The 17,334-nt window shown below is 57.0% G+C and carries 15 protein-coding genes; 13 read left to right on the top strand and 2 right to left on the bottom strand.

What is annotated here, in order from left to right; translation table 11 throughout:
- Positions 1-135 precede the first annotated feature (135 nt).
- The 10 genes from KQI10_RS05655 to KQI10_RS05610 all read left to right on the top strand — a co-directional run bounded on the left by KQI10_RS05655 (position 136) and on the right by KQI10_RS05610 (position 10,864).
- Positions 136-576, top strand: coding sequence for an 8-oxo-dGTP diphosphatase (locus tag KQI10_RS05655; RefSeq protein ID WP_216566438.1), 441 nt, complete (start codon positions 136-138; stop codon positions 574-576).
- A gap of 96 nt (positions 577-672) precedes the next feature.
- A complete protein-coding gene (locus KQI10_RS05650; RefSeq protein ID WP_216566437.1) occupies positions 673-2,139 on the top strand; it encodes a DUF1846 domain-containing protein in 1,467 nt (488 codons plus the stop codon).
- Positions 2,140-2,150: 11 nt separating this feature from the next.
- Positions 2,151-2,900 carry an alpha/beta hydrolase-fold protein gene (locus KQI10_RS05645; protein WP_216566436.1) on the top strand — a complete coding sequence of 250 codons (750 nt, stop codon included), beginning with the start codon at positions 2,151-2,153 and terminating at the stop codon, positions 2,898-2,900.
- Between the two features lie 18 nt (positions 2,901-2,918).
- A complete protein-coding gene (locus KQI10_RS05640) occupies positions 2,919-3,278 on the top strand; it encodes a CidA/LrgA family protein (RefSeq protein ID WP_216566435.1) in 360 nt (119 codons plus the stop codon).
- Positions 3,271-3,963 carry an LrgB family protein gene (locus KQI10_RS05635; protein WP_216566434.1) on the top strand — a complete coding sequence of 231 codons (693 nt, stop codon included), beginning with the start codon at positions 3,271-3,273 and terminating at the stop codon, positions 3,961-3,963. Before KQI10_RS05640 ends, KQI10_RS05635 begins: the two co-directional genes overlap by 8 nt.
- 120 nt (positions 3,964-4,083) lie before the next feature.
- Positions 4,084-5,580, top strand: a complete 1,497-nt coding sequence (malQ, locus tag KQI10_RS05630; protein ID WP_216566433.1) for a 4-alpha-glucanotransferase — start codon at positions 4,084-4,086, stop codon at positions 5,578-5,580.
- A gap of 262 nt (positions 5,581-5,842) precedes the next feature.
- Complete coding sequence (locus KQI10_RS05625) at positions 5,843-7,198, top strand: ABC transporter substrate-binding protein (protein ID WP_216566432.1); 1,356 nt, start codon at positions 5,843-5,845, stop codon at positions 7,196-7,198.
- Positions 7,199-7,339: 141 nt separating this feature from the next.
- A complete protein-coding gene (locus KQI10_RS05620) occupies positions 7,340-8,239 on the top strand; it encodes a carbohydrate ABC transporter permease (RefSeq protein ID WP_216566431.1) in 900 nt (299 codons plus the stop codon).
- The gene (locus tag KQI10_RS05615; RefSeq protein WP_216566430.1) at positions 8,239-9,102 is read left to right on the top strand and encodes a carbohydrate ABC transporter permease; all 864 of its coding nucleotides are present in this window, start codon (positions 8,239-8,241) and stop codon (positions 9,100-9,102) included. The genes KQI10_RS05620 and KQI10_RS05615 overlap by 1 nt, the downstream gene beginning before the upstream one ends.
- A 211-nt stretch (positions 9,103-9,313) precedes the next feature.
- Complete coding sequence (locus tag KQI10_RS05610) at positions 9,314-10,864, top strand: 2-hydroxyacyl-CoA dehydratase family protein (RefSeq protein WP_216566429.1); 1,551 nt, start codon at positions 9,314-9,316, stop codon at positions 10,862-10,864.
- A 367-nt stretch (positions 10,865-11,231) separates the two neighbouring features.
- Here the strand turns inward: KQI10_RS05610 and KQI10_RS05605 are convergent, their stop codons facing one another.
- On the bottom strand, positions 11,232-14,144 hold the full coding sequence (locus tag KQI10_RS05605) for a protein kinase (RefSeq protein ID WP_216566428.1): 2,913 nt from the start codon (positions 14,142-14,144) through the stop codon (positions 11,232-11,234).
- A gap of 166 nt (positions 14,145-14,310) precedes the next feature.
- On the opposite strand from KQI10_RS05605, the gene KQI10_RS05600 reads away from it, so the two are divergent.
- The gene (locus tag KQI10_RS05600; protein ID WP_216566427.1) at positions 14,311-15,339 is read left to right on the top strand and encodes an Ig-like domain-containing protein; all 1,029 of its coding nucleotides are present in this window, start codon (positions 14,311-14,313) and stop codon (positions 15,337-15,339) included.
- A 53-nt stretch (positions 15,340-15,392) separates the two neighbouring features.
- On the opposite strand, the gene KQI10_RS05595 is transcribed toward KQI10_RS05600, so the two are convergent.
- Positions 15,393-15,596 carry a DUF378 domain-containing protein gene (locus tag KQI10_RS05595; RefSeq protein ID WP_216566426.1) on the bottom strand — a complete coding sequence of 68 codons (204 nt, stop codon included), beginning with the start codon at positions 15,594-15,596 and terminating at the stop codon, positions 15,393-15,395.
- Positions 15,597-15,715: 119 nt separating this feature from the next.
- Here KQI10_RS05595 and ispE point away from each other — a divergent pair, with 119 nt between their 5' ends.
- Both ispE and KQI10_RS05585 read left to right on the top strand, forming a co-directional pair.
- Positions 15,716-16,573: a 4-(cytidine 5'-diphospho)-2-C-methyl-D-erythritol kinase gene (ispE, locus tag KQI10_RS05590; protein WP_216566425.1), complete on the top strand. Its 858-nt coding sequence runs from the start codon at positions 15,716-15,718 to the stop codon at positions 16,571-16,573.
- A 56-nt stretch (positions 16,574-16,629) separates the two neighbouring features.
- Positions 16,630-17,178, top strand: a complete 549-nt coding sequence (locus KQI10_RS05585; RefSeq protein WP_216566424.1) for a stage II sporulation protein R — start codon at positions 16,630-16,632, stop codon at positions 17,176-17,178.
- The last annotated feature ends 156 nt before the right edge of the window (positions 17,179-17,334 follow it).

Genomic DNA, 17,334 nt, shown 5'->3' with positions numbered 1-17,334 from the left:
GCTTTCTGGCAGCGCCTCCCTTAAGCCGCATTCTTGCGGAGCTTCTTGGCGGGACAAGAAGCTCCCCGCCGGAGGCACCCAGCAAAAAATAAGGAAAACGAAGGCAGAACAAAAAGATTGAAAGAAGGTAAACCCATGTCAAAACGAACCGTACCGGCGGAGATCACCAATATCTGTGTGATCTGTGACGGTGATAAAATTCTGGTGGAGGAAAAGGTGGGCTGCGGTATCTGCTTCCCCGGCGGCCATGTGGAGCCGGGGGAATCCCTGGAGGCGGCCGTTGTCCGGGAGATGCGGGAGGAAACCGGGCTGACCATTTCCCACCCAAAGCTCTGCGGTATCAAGGACTGGATGGAGGAGGACGGCAGCCGGTTTCTGGTAACGCTCTATAAAGCAGATTCCTATACCGGCACGCTGAAGGCTTCCGAGGAGGGCCGAGTGTTCTGGGTGACCCGGGCGGAATTCGCGGAGATGAAGGTTATCTGGGGTATGAAGGACGTCCTGCGTGTCTGTGATGAAGAAGCCCTGAGCGAAATGTTCTGGGACGAGGAAAAGAGCGGCTGGGTCCTGCTCTGAAAGAGGCAAAATTTCCATGAGAGTTGTCTTGCGTTTCGACCGGAAATCCCTTATAATGTAGCGTGATTGATTTTGATTTTGAAAGAGGCGGCTATCATGGTTCACAAGGCGTTTGACAACGATAAATATCTGCAGATGCAGTCGGAGCATATCCGGGAGCGGATCGCCCAGTTCGGCGGTAAGCTCTATCTGGAGTTCGGCGGCAAATTATATGACGACAACCATGCTGCCCGGGTCCTGCCCGGCTTTCAGCCAGACAGTAAACTGCGGATGCTCCTGCAATTGAAGGACCATGTGGAAATGGTTATCGCCATCAACACCGGGGACATTGAAAAGAACAAAATCCGGGGCGATCTGGGCATTACCTATGACCTGGATGTGATCCGGCTTATCAATATTTTCCGGAATTTCGGGCTCTATGTTTCCAGCGTGGTGCTCACCCGGTACCATGACAATACCGCCGCCAAGGCGTTTCAGGCCCGGCTGGAGGGCATAGGCGTGAAGGTGTATCATCACTATGGGATCGAGGGGTATCCCTCCAATACCTCCTTTGTGGTCAGCCCGGAGGGCTTCGGCAAGAACGATTATATTGAGACCACCCGCTCCCTTGTGGTGGTCACCGCCCCCGGCCCCGGCAGCGGCAAGCTGGCAACCTGCCTGAGCCAGCTCTACCATGAGCATGAGCGGGGAAATACCGCGGGCTACGCCAAATTTGAGACCTTCCCCATCTGGAATGTGCCGCTGAACCATCCTGTGAACCTGGCCTATGAGGCGGCTACCGCGGATCTGAACGATGTAAACATGATCGACCCCTTCCATCTGGAAGCCTATGGCGTGACCACGGTGAACTACAACCGGGACGTGGAGGCATTTCCGGTGCTGGTGGCGATTTTTGAAAAGATTCTGGGCTATTGTCCCTATAAATCCCCCACGGATATGGGTGTGAATATGGTGGGCAACTGCATCACTGACGATGAGGCGGCATGCTTTGCCTCCCGGCAGGAGATCATCCGCCGCTATTACACCGCTCTGGACGATCATAAAAAGGGCAAGGTCGCGGACGATGTGGTCTTCAAGCTGGAAATGCTGATGAAAAAGGCGGGCGTCCGGCCGGAGGAGCGGGCCGTCATTGCCCCGGCCCTTAAACGGGCGGGGGAGACCGGCGGCCCTGCGGCGGCCATGGAGCTGTCGGACGGGCGGATCATCACGGGCCGGACTTCGGATTTGCTGGGCGCTTCCTCCGCGCTGCTGCTGAACGCCCTGAAAGCACTGGCGGGCATTCCCGATGAGCTGCACCTGATCGCTCCCGCGGTGCTGGATCCCATTCAGCACCTGAAGGTAGACCACCTGGGCAACCGGAACCCACGGCTTCACACGGACGAGACCCTGATTGCCCTGTCCATCAGCGCGGCTACCAACCCTACGGCAGAGCTGGCGATGGAACAGCTGTCCAAGCTCCGGGGCTGCGAGGTCCATTCCTCCGTTCTGCTCTCCAGTGTGGACATGAATATGTTCCGCCGTCTGGGCGTAAACCTGACCTGCGAACCCAAATACGAAGCGTGAGGTGATGGGCTGTGGTCATCCGGCAGCCATTCAACTATTCTCCCAGAAATCAGAACCGAAACCTGCACATTTACCTGCCAAACGACTATGACCACAGCGAGGAACGCTATCCCGTCATGTACTTCTTCGATGGCCATAATCTGTTCCGGGACTCCGACGCCACCTATGGCAAATGCTGGGGGCTGGAGCGGTTCCTGGACGGCTGGCAGAAGAAAATGATCGTGGTTGGCATGGAATGCGGCCATGAGGGCCGGGAACGTCTGGACGAATACTGTCCCTATGATGTCCGCGGCAGCAATATGGGACAGATCCACGGCATGGGAAAGGAAACCATGGATTGGATCGTCCGGGAGGTCAAGCCCTGGGTGGATGGCAGTTTCCGCACCTATCCCTTCCGGGAGGCTACGGGCATTGCCGGCTCCAGTATGGGCGGCCTGATGGCCATCTATGGCGCCGCGAGGTATAACGCGTACTTTTCCAAAGCCGCATGCCTCAGCAGCGCCATCCGGCTCTGCCGGAAGCAGCTGCTTTCAGAAATCAGGGAAATTGATCCGGATACCCGGGTCTACCTCAGCTGGGGCACGGAAGAAAGCAAAATGATGGGGAAAATGAACGCCACAGCTCTGGCGAACAGGGAAATCGCGGAGGGCTTTTGGAAAAAGCACGCCATGGCGACCCTCTATTGCCAGGAAGGCGGCCGCCACCGCGAAGCCGACTGGGAAAAGCAGGTGCCCGGCTTTATGGAATACCTGTGGTTTTGAGAACGAAAGAAGAGAACCATGAAATACGTTTATCAAGCAACGATTATTTTTGCAGTCACCCTTTTGGGTGAGCTGCTGCATGTGCTGCTGCCTTTGCCCATTCCGGCGGCTATCTATGGGCTGGTGCTGCTGTTCCTTGCCCTTCAGTTCAGCATTGTCAAGCTGGAGCAGGTTAATGCCGTCAGCAAGTTCCTGATTGCCGTTATGGGCCTGCTGTTTGTGGCTCCGGCGGTGAACATTGTGGAAATCTGGAAGGACATTGCCCCGGTGCTGCTGCCTATCGGCGTGGTACTGGTGGTGTCTACAGTGCTGGTTTTCGCCGTCTCGGGGCTCGTGACCCAGTGGATGCTGAAAAGGGGAGGGAAGGACAATGGCTGAGCTGTTTACTTCTGCGTCTCTGTTCGCAATTGTGCTGACTCTGGGGGCTTACGAATTCGGTATCTGGCTGCAGAAAAAGTTGAAAAGTCCCATCTGTAACCCCATCCTGATTGCGGTCATTCTTGTGATCGCGGCGATTTCCCTGTTGAAGATTCCGGCGCAGGACTACAGGGCGGGCTGCGAGACGTTCTCCTGGCTGCTGACGCCGGCTACGGTCTGTCTTGCGGTGCCCCTTTATGAGCAGGTGAAGGTGCTGAAAAAGAACTTGCCCGCCATTCTGGTGGGTGTGCTGGCGGGAACGCTGGTGAGTCTGGGCTGCGTGGCAATTCTGTGCCGGGTGTTTGCCATGGAGGATGCCATGCTGGCGTCTCTGCTGCCCAAGAGCATCACCACGGCCATGGGTATCGCCATCAGTGAGCAGCTGGGCGGCGTGCCTGCCGTGACCACGGCGGTCATCATTATTACGGGGATCCTGGGCAATATCTGTGGCAGTTCCCTGTGCGCGATCCTGAAAATTCGGGATCCCATCGCCCAGGGCGTGGCTTTCGGCACCGCCTCCCATGTGGTTGGCACCAGCCGGGCCTCGGAGATCTCCGAGTTGACAGGCGCCGTGAGCAGCCTGTCTCTGGTGGTAGCGGGAATCCTCACTGCCATCCTCTGCCCGGTGCTGTATTCGGTACTGTGAAAACGGGTTTGAACGTATACCTCAAGGGCAAGTCTCAAGTTTCCTAATCCCTGAGGAAGACATATGTTCCAGCCGTCAAGTCATTTAACGTGAATTAAACGCAAAAGGAGTGTATTAAAAATGCGCAAAGCCGGTATTCTCATGCATATCACATCTCTGCCCGGACCCTACGGCGTGGGTACCATGGGCAAAAGTGCCTACGCGTTCCTGGACTTCCTGAACAAGTCCGGTCAGCAGGCATGGCAGATGCTGCCTCTGGGTCCCACAGGTTACGGGGACTCCCCTTACCAGTCCTGCTCTGCCTACGCGGGCAATCCCTACCTCATCGATCTGGATACTCTGGTTCGGCAGCATCTGCTGACCAGAGAGGAGGTCATGCGTGTGGACTGGGGCGACGAGGAAAACAAGGTGGACTTCGGCAAGCTCTACAATGGCCGCACCCCTGTTTTGAAGACTGCCTACAGCCGCTTCCGCAACGACCGGGCACTGAACGCTTTCATCAAGCGCAATACGCAGTGGCTTCCCGACTTCGCCCTGTACATGGCGCTGAAGGAGACCCACCATTTTGCTCCCTGGTTTCAGTGGGAGGATGAGCTGAAGCAGCGAAAGCCGGAGGCTCTGGAAAAGGCAGCCCGGGAGCTGGCGGAGCCGATCCGGTTCTACTGCTTCGTGCAGTATGAATTCTACAAACAGTGGGATGCCCTGAAAAAGAAAGCAGGGGAGTACGGCATTGAGCTCATTGGCGATGTGCCTATCTATGTGCCCTACGATTCCGTAGAGGTCTGGAAGGAGCCCCAACTCTTCCAGCTGGATGAGGCCCTTGCCCCCACCGCTGTGGCAGGCTGCCCCCCCGACGCATTCACCGCAGACGGCCAGCTCTGGGGCAATCCGCTGTACCGTTGGGATGTAATGGAGGAAACCGGCTACAAGTGGTGGCTGGACCGTCTGGGCGCCGCGGGCAAGCTCTTTGACGTGGTGCGTCTGGATCATTTCCGGGGCTTTGAGGCTTTCTGGTCCGTGCCCTACGGGGACGAGACTGCCCGGAACGGCCATTGGGTCAAGGGCCCGGGCATGTCCTTTGTAAACGCCTTGAAAAAGGGCCTGCCCCAGCTGGACTTTATTGCCGAGGATCTGGGCTTTCTGACCCAGGAGGTGCTGGATTTGCGGGATGCCTCCGGCTATCCCGGCATGAAGGTGCTGGAATTCGCCTTTGACTCCAAGGAGCCCAGCGACTACCAGCCCCATACCTATACTCGCAACACCGTCTGCTATACCGGCACCCATGACAATATGACCATGCGCCAGTGGTTCGACACCGCATCCCCGGAGGCGGTGAAGGTGGCGGCAGACTACATGGCCCTGACAAAGAAGGAGGGCTATGTCTGGGGCACCATCCGCACCTGTCTCAGCTCCGTGTCCGACCGGGCCATTGTGCAGCTTCAGGATTACCTGAACTTGGGGGGAGAAGCACGGATGAACTTCCCCGGCACCACCGGCTGCAACTGGACATGGCGGGTCAAAAAGGGCTATAACACCAGAAGTCTGGCTGCACGCATCCTGGAACTGACGGAGCGCTATGACCGTGCACCGAAAAAGACAGAAGAAAACAAAGAATGAAGTACCGATTTTTGAAGAAAAGTTGTGAACCTTTATCAGTTTCTTTTCCAAAAGTTACGAAATTGTGAACTATCAACAAAAACCATTGTCTGATTTTGTCAGCTTTGACGGCAAAAAAAGACAAGGATTTGGTTGACTTTGCTGCTCTAAAAGTTGTATAATGACACCCATGGTGAAGATTTATGCAAAAACTTCACTGCGGGTATTATTTTCGTAAGGCCGGTTTATCCCGGTTTTACAGATTAAGTTTGGAGGAAAAATCATGAAGAAACTGCTTGCACTCGCACTGTCTCTGGTTCTGGTTGTCGGCCTGTTCGGCTGCGGCGCCAAGACCGAGACCCCCGCGGCAACTACTGCGGCTCCCGCTGCTGAGACCACTGCCGCTGCCGAGACCGAGGCTCCTGCTGCCTCCGCTACCGGCTCCGTTTACTACCTGAACTTCAAGCCTGAGGCCGATGCCGCCTGGCAGGAACTGGCCAAGACCTACACCGAGCAGACCGGCGTGAAGGTCACCGTCGTTACCGCCGCTTCCGGTACCTATGACGACACCCTCACCGCCGAGCTGGACAAGGCCGCTGCTCCCACCATGTTCCAGGCCGGCAACCAGGGCGCCATCGATGCTTACGGCGAGTGGTGCATGGACATGCGGGACACCGATGTCTACAAGGAAATGACCACCGATGACTTCAACCTGAAGGGCGAGGACGGCTCCGTGCTGGCCATCGGCTACTGCTACGAGTCCTTCGGCATCATCGTCAACAAGGCTCTGCTGGAAAAGGCTGGCCACTCCCTGGATGAGATCACCAACTTCGAGTCCCTGAAGGCCGTTGCTGACGACATCCACGCCCGTGCTTCTGAGCTGGGCTTCGATGCCTTCACCTCCGCCGGTCTGGACGGCTCCTCCTCCTGGAGATTCTCCGGCCACCTGCTGAATATGCCGCTGTTCTACCAGTTCCGTGACGACGGCGTGACCAAGCAGCCCGCCACCATCACCAACAAGTACCTGGACAACTTCAAGGCCATCTGGGATCTGTACACCACTGACTCCGCCACCACCGGCGCTGCCCTGACCACCGCCACCGGCGACCAGGCTGAGGCTGAGTTCGGCAAGGGCGAGGCTGTGTTCTACCAGAACGGTACCTGGGAGTACAGCAACCTGACCGGCACCTTCGGCATGAACCCCGACGACCTGGCCATGATCCCCATCTACTGCGGTGTGGAAGGCGAGGAGAAGGCTGGCCTGTGCTCCGGCACTGAGAACTGCTGGGCTGTGAACAAGGAAGCCGCTCCTGAAGACATCCAGGCTACTCTGGACTTCATGAAGTGGGTCGTTACCTCCGAGGAAGGCACCACCATGCTGGCTGCTGAGTTTGGTCCCTGCCCCTTCAAGAACGCCAAGACTCCCGAGAACGTGTTCTGTGCCGACGCTAACAAGCTGGTTGCTGACGGCAACTACTCCGTTACCTGGGCCTTCAACTGGACTCCCGGCGTGGATGACTTCCGTGCCGCCGTTGTGGACGCTCTGACTCAGTACGTTTCTGGCACCGGCGATTGGGCCGCTGTCGAGTCTGCCATCGTTGACGGCTGGGCCGCCCAGTACGCCAAGAACGTGGGCTAATTCCTGAGTTTCCCTAAAATCATTCGGGGCGAGCGGCTTCGCTCGCCCCGATTTTTTTAACCATGCTCTGATTCCTCAGAGCTTTCCAAACCGGAATATCCGGAGGCCGTTCCCTCGGTACTCCCCAAAGGAGAGATGACTATGGCTTTATTCAAGAAAAAGAACGACGGTGCGGCACTGAACTCCGTTCTGGTCCGTCGCCCCATTCAGAAGTGTTTCCCCATTTTCCTGCTCCCCACCTTCATCGCCTTCTGCATTGGATTCCTTTATCCCTTCGCAAAGGGCTTGTTCCTTTCTTTCTGTAACTTCAAAACCACCAGCAAATGGACCTGGGCGGGCCTTGGCAACTATGTAAAGGCTTTTGCGGATGAAAGTTTTCTCCATGCCTTCTGGTATACGGCGGGCTTCGCTCTGGTTTCCCTGCTGATCATCAATATTCTGGCATTTACCGTGGCCTACCTGCTGACCAAGGGCATCAAGGGTTCCAATATTTTCAGAACCGTGTTCTTCATGCCGAACCTGATCGGCGGTATTGTTCTGGGCTATATCTGGTCCATGATCTTTGACGGCATTCTGTCCCGGTATAATACATCCATTTTGCTCAACTCCACCTACGGCTTCTGGGGTCTCATTATCCTCATGGCCTGGCAGCAGATCGGCTATATGATGATTATTTATATCGCCGGACTTCAGGCAGTGCCGGGAGATATGCTGGAAGCGGCTAAAATTGACGGCGCTTCCGAATGGAAGACCCTGTGGAACATCATCATCCCCAACGTCATGCCCTCCATCACCATCTGTACCTTCCTGACCCTGACCAACTCCTTTAAGCTCTACGACCAGAACCTGGCCCTGACCAATGGCCGCCCCTACAACGGTGCCATCCACACCACGGAAATGCTGGCCCTGAACATCGTCAACTCCAATACCCTGAAAACCAAGGGCGTTGGACAGGCCAAGGCTGTGATGTTCTTCGTTCTGGTTGCCATCATCGGCATTTTGCAGATGAAATCCACCCATGATAAGGAGGTGCAGCAGTAATGGCAAAGAAACCTGCTACCATCCAGGGAGAAAAGCGGGTCAAGACCATTCTGACCGTTGTTTTTGCTGTGGTCGCCGTGGTCTATCTGCTGCCCATTTTCCTGGTGCTTATGAATTCCTTCAAGGCCAATGCCTATGTCAACACCGAAACCTTCGCCATGCCAAACGAAGAATCCTTTGTTGGCTTTGACAACTATGTCAAGGGCATGACCTTCGGCAACTACCCCTTCGCCAAGTCCGTTGGCTACAGCTTGTTCATTACCATTGTTTCCAGTGCTTTGATTCTGGTTTGTACTTCCATGGCGGCCTGGTACATTGCCCGTGTGGGCAGCACCTTCTCCAAGATTGTGTACTACCTGTGCGTGTTCTCCATGGTGGTGCCTTTCCAGATGGTCATGTTTACACTGCCCAAGACCGCGGACACCCTGCACCTGAACACCCCCTGGACCATCCCCATTATCTATCTGGGCTTTGGTGCCGGACTGGCGGTATTCATGTTCTCCGGCTTTGTAAAGTCCATTCCGCTGTCCATTGAGGAAGCCGCCGCCATCGACGGCTGCGGCCCCATCAAGACTTTCTTCAATGTGGTACTGCCCATGATGAAGCCCACCATGATTTCCGTGGGTGTGCTGGAAATCATGTGGGTCTGGAACGACTACCTGCTGCCCTATCTGGTTCTGGACCGGAAGAAGTATATGACCATTCCCATCCACATCCAGTATCTGAAGGGCTCCTATGGCTCCGTAGACATGGGTGCCACCATGGCCCTGATCCTATTGAGCATTGCCCCCGTTATCGTCTTCTATCTGACCTGCCAGAAGTACATCATCAAAGGTGTGGCTGCCGGCGCTGTAAAGGGCTAAGAGCCATAATATGACCGCTCCCGGAAAACCGGGGGCGGTTTTTTGCGGCGCGCATCCGATAACTGACCGGCGGCGCCGTTGCGCACAAAAAGACGGCAGGATCCGGAAAAAGGAAATCCTTGACGAATGCGCCAGAAACTGGTACTATGACACGGTATACATGTTTTCGGCAAACGGAAAATCTGCGGCAAATCATTGAGGAGGTGCGGAAATGGGCAAGGCAGTGGGCAGCGAGCCTCTGGGCAGCCTGTATACCGGCGGAAAGGTCCGGCGCCGCCGGGAGTGGCGGGGCCTGAGGGATACACTGTACGATTATTATCATTGGCTGGGCAACCTGGGGGTACTGCTGGGCTTTATCGCCAAGCCCAGAAATTTCAAAGGTTTCCTGCGGTACCGGTGGATGGTGAATTATCTTGCGGTGCCTATGATGATGGACCGGGTGACGGAGGGCCTCCGGGGGCCTCATCTGCGGATCGCGCATCTGGAATACGGACTAATCATCCGGGAAATCGCCGAGACCCTGGATAAACTCTTCCGGGGCGACCGCCGGATTGGCAACGACAAGGCGTTCTCGGATCGGGTGGTGCTGCTGGACGAAAACGAAATGACGGCTATTATGATGGGCTTTCCCACACTGGAGGGCCTGAGCCGGGAAATCCCCACTCTTTATGTTGCCAACCTGCTGCGGCAGGACTCCGCGGAGCACTATCTGGACGTGGTTCAGGAATTCGGTCTGCCGGGGGACGTGTGTCCCATGCCTGCCACCGAGGCCGGCATCTCCATTGACGACGATTACTGCGTTCTGGGGAAATGTGCCGTCCAGTGCAACACCACCTGCGACGGTTCTCTGATGGGCAACAGCGTAATCTCTAAACGTCTGGAGCAGGAAAACGGCATTCCCTGCTTCCAGCTGGCCATGCCCCTGCGGCACACCCGGGAGGATGTGCAGGAATACGCCGCCCAGGAGATCCGCGGCGCCATTGCCTTTATTGAGGAGAAGACCGGCGCGAAATGGGACTGGGACTACTATTTTACCTGCGCCAAACGGGTCAACGAGACCACTCGCCATCGGCTGGAATGGCTGGACATCAACAAAACGCCCTATCCCCAGTTTTTGGGGCTTAATCTGGCGGTTTACACCGAGACCAACTATCTGGGCGTCTGCGGCAAATCGGACCTGTTCATAAAGAATGACCGTAAGATTTCGAAAATCGCCGAAAAGGCGTACAAGGATAAGGTCATGTACGTCAAAGAGTACCGCCACCGGGCCATCGTCTGGGGCGTGCAGTCCCAGTTTTACTTTGAGTTCCTGCTGTGGCTGCAAAACTGCTGGGGCATCCTGCCGCTGACGGACATGCTCTCCATGCTCTCCACCCGCATCCTCTCCGAGGACGACCGGGAGCGGGCCATTTATGACATGGCATGGCTGACGGAAAACATGATCATGCGCAACCGTACCCACGGCGGCTATAAGGTCCTGCTGGATCAACTCTGGGAGTACTGCCAGGAGTTCAACGCCGATACGGTCATTCTCTGGGAACACATGAGCTGCAAATCCCTGACGGGTCTGCACGGCCAGTTTGAGGAAAAAGCCCGCCAGCTGGGCATCCACCTGATCTGGGTCAGCCACGACCTCTGCGACCCCCGGAACATGGGCAAGCAGGGCATCCGGGACCAGGTCAATCAGTATATGCGCACCGTCTTCCGGGAAGAACCTCTGGATCCGTCGCTGGAGGTTTTGCCCGACGGAAATTCCTGGTAAGGCCACGTTATCTTTGAAAAACCGTAAAAGCTATTTCAGGGTATGCTTCCAATTTTTTTGGATGCCGCTTCCGTTGCGTTTCGCTTATTTAATATTGCGTATGTGCTGACGCACTGGAAAGAGCGCAGTCAACAAAAAAGCAAAAAGGCTCTGCCGACCCTTGCCGCAAGGTCCGCAGAGCCTTTTTGTATGCTTTGCAAAAAATGCAGTACCCGGAACATCCGGGGGGCTTTGCGAAAAAAGGCACGCCTTGCCGCGGATACGGGTACTGCATTGGAGGCCAGAACAGCTGTTCTGGCCTCCTCTAAAAATTGTGTGGACGAGTCCTCAGGGAAAATCCCGAAAACAGGGCTTCCCTGGGACATCCTCAGGAAATGGTGAAGCTGTTGTTTGCGACGGGGGAGCCGTTGAAGTAGACGGTGATGGTGTAATCGCCGGACTGGGTGGGTGCCTTGGGGAGATCAAGCTCGCCCAGCTGGTATTTACCGTCATAGAACAGATCGTACCAGTCGATGGTTTGTTCGGAGATAAGGCTGGGCAGGGGGTTGCCGTCGGAATCCCGGTAGACGTACATGACATTGATGTCCTCGTGGTCTACATAGAATTTAACGGTTGCATCCAGGATCATGGAAATCTTGTCGCCGGAGGTAAAGGTGGTGGTGCAGTCCTCGTCCTTCACATTGTCGGCCAGCCAGTTGGCGTTATCCGGGGTCTTCAGCAGCCTGGACTGAATCTTGTCCGCGGAGAGCCCCTGGGTGGAGAAGGTCTCCGCCGGGGCGGTGGTGTAGCTTTTGGAAGCACCGAAAAGGGAGGTATCAGTGGTCAGCTGCAAGGTCACATTGTAGGTAGTCTCCGGGATCAGGGGCGTGATGGTGCCCTTGGCCTCGGCGCATTTGATTACGCTGGAGGCATCGGAGTTGTTCATGGTGTACATCAGCAGCCAGCCGCCTTCGGGGGACTTGCCGTCATAGTCCCAACTGACGTCCAGACCGCCCTCATCGTCTTCTTCAAAGTGGAAGGCGGTGACGGTAATGGGGTTGGCGGAGATGTTCAGGCGGGTGGGCTGGGTCATGCCCGCGGGGGTGACCTCTACGGTGTAGGCCTTGTCGTCGTTGGTGCCCTGGAAGATGGCGATGGTGCCGGTAACGGTCTGGGTTTCGTCATAGTCGTCGCTGTAGCAGCGGACGGTCCAGCTCTCTACAGGGGTATCCGGGGCATCCCAGCCAACGGTCAGGTCGCCGTCCAGGCGGGAGATCACGTCCAGATTGCTGGCAGAGACCAGACTCAGTACTGTGTATTTGATGGAGGTCTGGCCGGTCAGCTGGGTGCCGTCGGCGGCGGTGAGCCGGAGGGTGTACTCCTTGCCCACATGCAGGCCCTTGATGGTTACGGAGTGACCGGTGAAGTTCTGCATGACGTTGTCCTCGCCTTCGCAGGAGGCGGAGAGCACCCATTCCTCAGGGTCGTGGCCGCTGACGGTCAGGCTCACCAGAGCGCTGCCCTCGTCAGCACCCAGAACGGCGGTCATGCTGACGACTTCCGTCTGGCTCTCGGTGGTGAACACATCGGAAACCTGGCCGGTGAGCTTGTGCAGGCCGCTGACATGGACCTGAATGTTATACAGCGCGTTGGGACTCAGACCTGTGAACACAGCGGTCTTGCCGGAGACCTGGGCGGTCTGGGCATTGCCGTAGGCATCGGTGCAGGAGACGGTCAGCAGACTGTCCGCAATTTGGGTGTTCAGGGTCACCGTCAGCTCGCTCTGGCTTCCGGTAACGGAAATGCCGCTGACGCTGACCAGGTAATAGTTATTGTAGAACCAATAGGAGAAGGTGCCCGCCGCCAGCAGCAGGACCAGTATCAGCGCAATTACCAGAGGGGCCTTGCCACGGCGGTTCTTTTCCACATCCACAGGGGTGATATTCTGCATTACGGGCTTACGGACGGGTCTGGGACGCATTTCCGGATATTTCGGGGTCTTCAGCAGGTCCTTTACGGCGTCCAGCTCGCTGTCCAGGTCGAAATCCTCCTGGCTTTCCGTGGAAATGACGGGGAAGACCACATCGTCCTCCTGCTGAGGCTTTTCCGCGGCGGCTACGGCGCCGGGGGAGAAGCGGACGGTGCCCTGATCCAGCACAGCCTGGCTGGGGGCCTGGGCGGCAGTATCCTGGAAATTCATGCGGATCGTGGAGTCGGTAACGGTCACGGCTTCCTCCGCAAGCGGCTCTGCGGGCGGGGCTTCCTCCGCGGGAGATGCTTCGGGAATGGGCGTTGCCTCCGGGGCTTCTTCCGTTTCCGGTGCGGCGGCCGCGTCCGTCCGGGAAGCGTCCTCTTCCGAAATGGGCTCCGCTTCCGGCGCCGTTTCGGCTTCCGGGGCGGGAGGTGCGATGGGCGTATCCTCCGGCGCGGCGGACTGCTGGTAGGCCGCAAGGGCCTGGCCCATATCCGCGGGATCCTGCCAGCGGTCCTCCCTGGCGGGGGACAGGGCGCGCAGGATGATGGCGGTCATCTCCTCATCGGCATACCGGGGGGCCTCAAAGGGCCGGGCGGGGTCTTCGGGGATGTCCGGCAGTATGCCGCCGTTGTAGATCCGGTAGAGGATCATGCCCAGGGCGTAGGTGTCCATGGTCATGTTCAGAGTAGCCATAGGGTCCCGGGCCTCCGGCGCGCAGTAAGGGCTTAAGTATTTCTCCGGCATGGAGGTGTAGTCCAGAAACTTGAGGGATACGAAGCCCAGGTCCGCGATATTGAAGTGCCCGGCCTCGTCCAGCATGATATTGGTGGGCTTCAGATCCACATAGAGGTGACCCGCCCGGCGGCACAGGGACAGGGCGGCGCACAGGTCCAGCCCCAGGTTTACAGCCTGGGCGTGGGTCACGGCTGTGCGGCGCAGGACTTTTTCCAGAGTGCGGCCGTAACGGCTGACCAGATACACATGATACCCCAGCCGGTTTTTCTTCATGGGCGTCACCTGCCAGCCCTCATAGCTCTGGAATCCATCCAGCTTGGCCATGCTCTGCAGGAACTCCGCCTCCGCGGCGGAATCATCGGCCATCTGACGATAGTAGTCCAGAGCGGCGGCAGGGTCTTTGTAGGCGCCTGTTACCAGCAGTGCGTCCAGCTGGGTTTGGGACGCGGGGACGGACAGGATCTTTACGATGTATTTTTGATCGGATCCCTGCTTCATGGCGGGGCAGCAGCACACACCGGGACGGCTGCTCATGGGCGAACCCAGCACAAAGCCATCCAGAAGCGGGGACGCGAGATTGGATTCAGACATTTCTTTCGCCTCCTTAACTCCCATATCATAAAATAAAATAACAAAAAAATCAACAGCTTTCCTGCTTGTTTTCTGAAAAGAAAAGTGGTATAATTTGACGATAATAGAGAAATTATATCTGAGGGGCACTTTTTAAATGAAAAGGGTCCCGTAAGGAGGCTTTCCCATGAATCGTATTACCTGTGAAGTCTGCGGTACCGCTTTTCAGGATACCGCTCCCTGCTGCCCCATATGCGGCTGGCGTCCGGACGGAAGCAATGCCGGGCCTGCGGTGGATCCCGCGGAGCTGGAGAACTTCGACCTGGACGAGCTGACCAGAGATCTGGACGGCGGCGAAAAAAAGAACGGCAGGCGGGTCTTTGACTTTGATGCCGTCAATACGGAAAAGAATGCCGCTGTCAGCGCCGAGGATGACGACGACTATTATGCGTCCGCTCCGGAATATGAGGAGCCCCAGAAGAGCAATACGGGGCTTATTGTAGTGCTGGTGATTTTTATCGCTTTGGTGCTGTGCGCTACGGTGTTCCTGGCGTTCAAGTTCCTGATCCCCGGCAAAAAGGCGGACGCCAAACCCACCACAGTCCCCACCGTGGCGGCGGAGACTACAGCCATCACCGAGGCCACGGAGACGGAAGCCCCCACCGTGCCCTGCACCGGTCTGGCAATGCCCAGCGGCGTGGCGGATCTGACGGAGGCGGGGCAGCTGTATCTGCTGCATGTGGTCGTCTCTCCGGAGGATACCACGGATACCCTGGAATACCGCTCCGAGGATGAGAGTGTCATTACCGTCAGCCCTGAGGGCTGCCTGACGGCTGTGGGCAACGGCACCACAAACGTGGTCATCACCTGCGGCGACCAGACCCTGACCTGCCCTGTAACAGTCGCGATCGCGGAGAAGACCACGGAAGCCACCACCGAGGCCACAACGGAAGCTACCGAGGCCCCCACGGAGGCCACCACTGCCAATACCACCCTGAAGCTGAAGAAGACTGACATTACCTTCGGCAAGATCGGTGTCTACACCACTTTGGAGTTGGACTGCGATCTGAAGCCGGAGGATGTGAAGTGGCGCACCAGCGATTCCAGCATCGTCATGGTCCGCAACGGCGTCGTCACCGCCATGGGCAAAGGCGTGGCGAAGATTACCGCAACCTACAACGGCGAAAGTGTCAGTTGTATCGTGCGGGTGAAGTAAGTACGAAAATACAAAACGCAGAGGCTTTAAGGTCTCTGCGTTTTGCGTTGTACTTATTCCGCGTCCCGGAAGGCTGCCTTCCGGAAGAAAAAGGTGACGCACCACAGCCCCGCAAGGCCGACCAGTGTGTAGATGACGCGGCTGATGACGCTTCCCGCACCGCCGAACAGCCAGGCCACCAGATCAAAGCGGAACAATCCCACCAGTCCCCAGTTTATGCAGCCGATGACGGATAGGATCAAGGCAATCATGTCCATAGAATATCCCTCCTTTCGGATTTGCCCATAGTCTGCCCCGTTTCCCGGGAAATATCCCGCATTGCTTTTTGTCGGCTTTTCCGTTATAATAACAAAAAACAAAAAAGGAGAGATGCGCAATGACGACTCTTTATGAAGGCGCTTTTGCCAAGGTGAACCTGACGCTGGACGTGCTGGGCAAGCGGGAGGATGGGTATCATGACCTGCAAAGCGTTATGCAGACCATTTCCATCCGGGACGATGTGGAGATTGACGTGGGCACAGGCAAGCCCTGGACACTGGAATGCTCCCGGGAGGAGCTGCCCCAGGGAGAGGAGAATTTGGCCTGGAAGGCGGCAAAGCTCTACTGCGACACCATGAAGATCGACCCCGATGGCCTGGCCATCCGGATCACCAAGCGCATTCCCTCCGGCGCGGGGCTTGGCGGCGGCAGCGCGGACGCTGCGGCGGTGCTGCGGGCCCTGAACCGGCATTTTGATTCGCCTCTTTCCATCTTTGCCCTGGCAGAGCTGGGAGCCCAGGTGGGCAGCGATGTACCCTTCTGCGTGGTGGGGGGTACTGCTATGGTAGAAGGCAGTGGGGAGCGGCTGCGGAAGCTGCCGGATATGCCGGAATGTATATTTGTGGTCTGCAAGCCGGAGTTTTCCGTGTCTACCCCGGAGCTTTATAAGAAGATCGATACCGTGGCCATCCCCCTGCATCCCGACAACCGGGCTATGGAGACGGCTCTGCTGGCAGGAGATCTGAACAAGATCGCGGACAATGTTTACAATGTTTTCGACCCCATTGTCACGGCGGATCACCTGGAGCTGAATTACATCAAGTCTATCTGCAACAGCTATGGCTCTCTGGGCCAGCAGATGACCGGCTCCGGCAGCGCGATTTTCGCACTGATGCCGTCGTTTGAGTACGCCGCGGTGGTCTGCAATATGCTCAAAGACAATTATTCCCAGCTTTTTATCGCAAAACCTGTATAAACTGAAGAATTACCGTCCAGACTTTCCATATTCCTGTCTGGACGGTGTTCTTTATGATGAAAAAACTGAAATGTCTGCTGCTGGCGGCGGTGTGTTTTTTTGCCGGGAGCTTTGCTGCCTGCCGGCTGACCCTGCGGCAGGATCTGGTACGCATCCATGTGGTTGCCAATTCCGACGGCGAGCGGGATCAGAGCCTGAAACTCCGGGTTCGGGACGCGGTGCTGGCGGAACTGGAGAATGTTTCCCGGGAGGATCTGGAAGCAGCGCTGACCGGCTTGCGGGAAACGGCCCAAACGGTTCTGCGCCGGAATGGGGATGATTCTGCTGTGGCGGTTTCCCTGGGACGGGAGCGGTTTGCGAAAACCACCAGCATAGACGGCGTATCCCTGCCCGCCGGAAGCTATGAGACTCTGCGGCTGACCATCGGCGACGGCGCGGGCCGAAACTGGTGGGGTGTGCTGTTTCCGAAGCTGAGCTATGGCAGCCAAAGCTGTCTGGAATCCGACACCCAGCCCCGGCTCCGTTCCTACTTTCTGGAAAAGCTGGAGAGCGCCCGGCAGTGGGTGGAGGAAACCCTCACCCAGGCCAGGGCCGCCCGCCGGTAGGAGGGGTGGCTGTGTAGCTCTGTCCTTCCATAGGCTGGGTCCCTCCGGGGGCTTCTTTCTTGTCCCGCCAAGAAAGAAGGAAAGAATGCGGCCTAAGGGAGGCGCTGTCGGCAAAGCCGGTGATTTCATAGAGCGATTGCCACCGGCAATCGTTAG

Source organism: Pseudoflavonifractor sp. MSJ-30, from assembly GCF_018918045.1.
Taxonomy (GTDB): Bacteria; Bacillota; Clostridia; order Oscillospirales; family Oscillospiraceae; genus Faecousia.
This window is presented reverse-complemented; position numbering and strand designations above follow the sequence as displayed.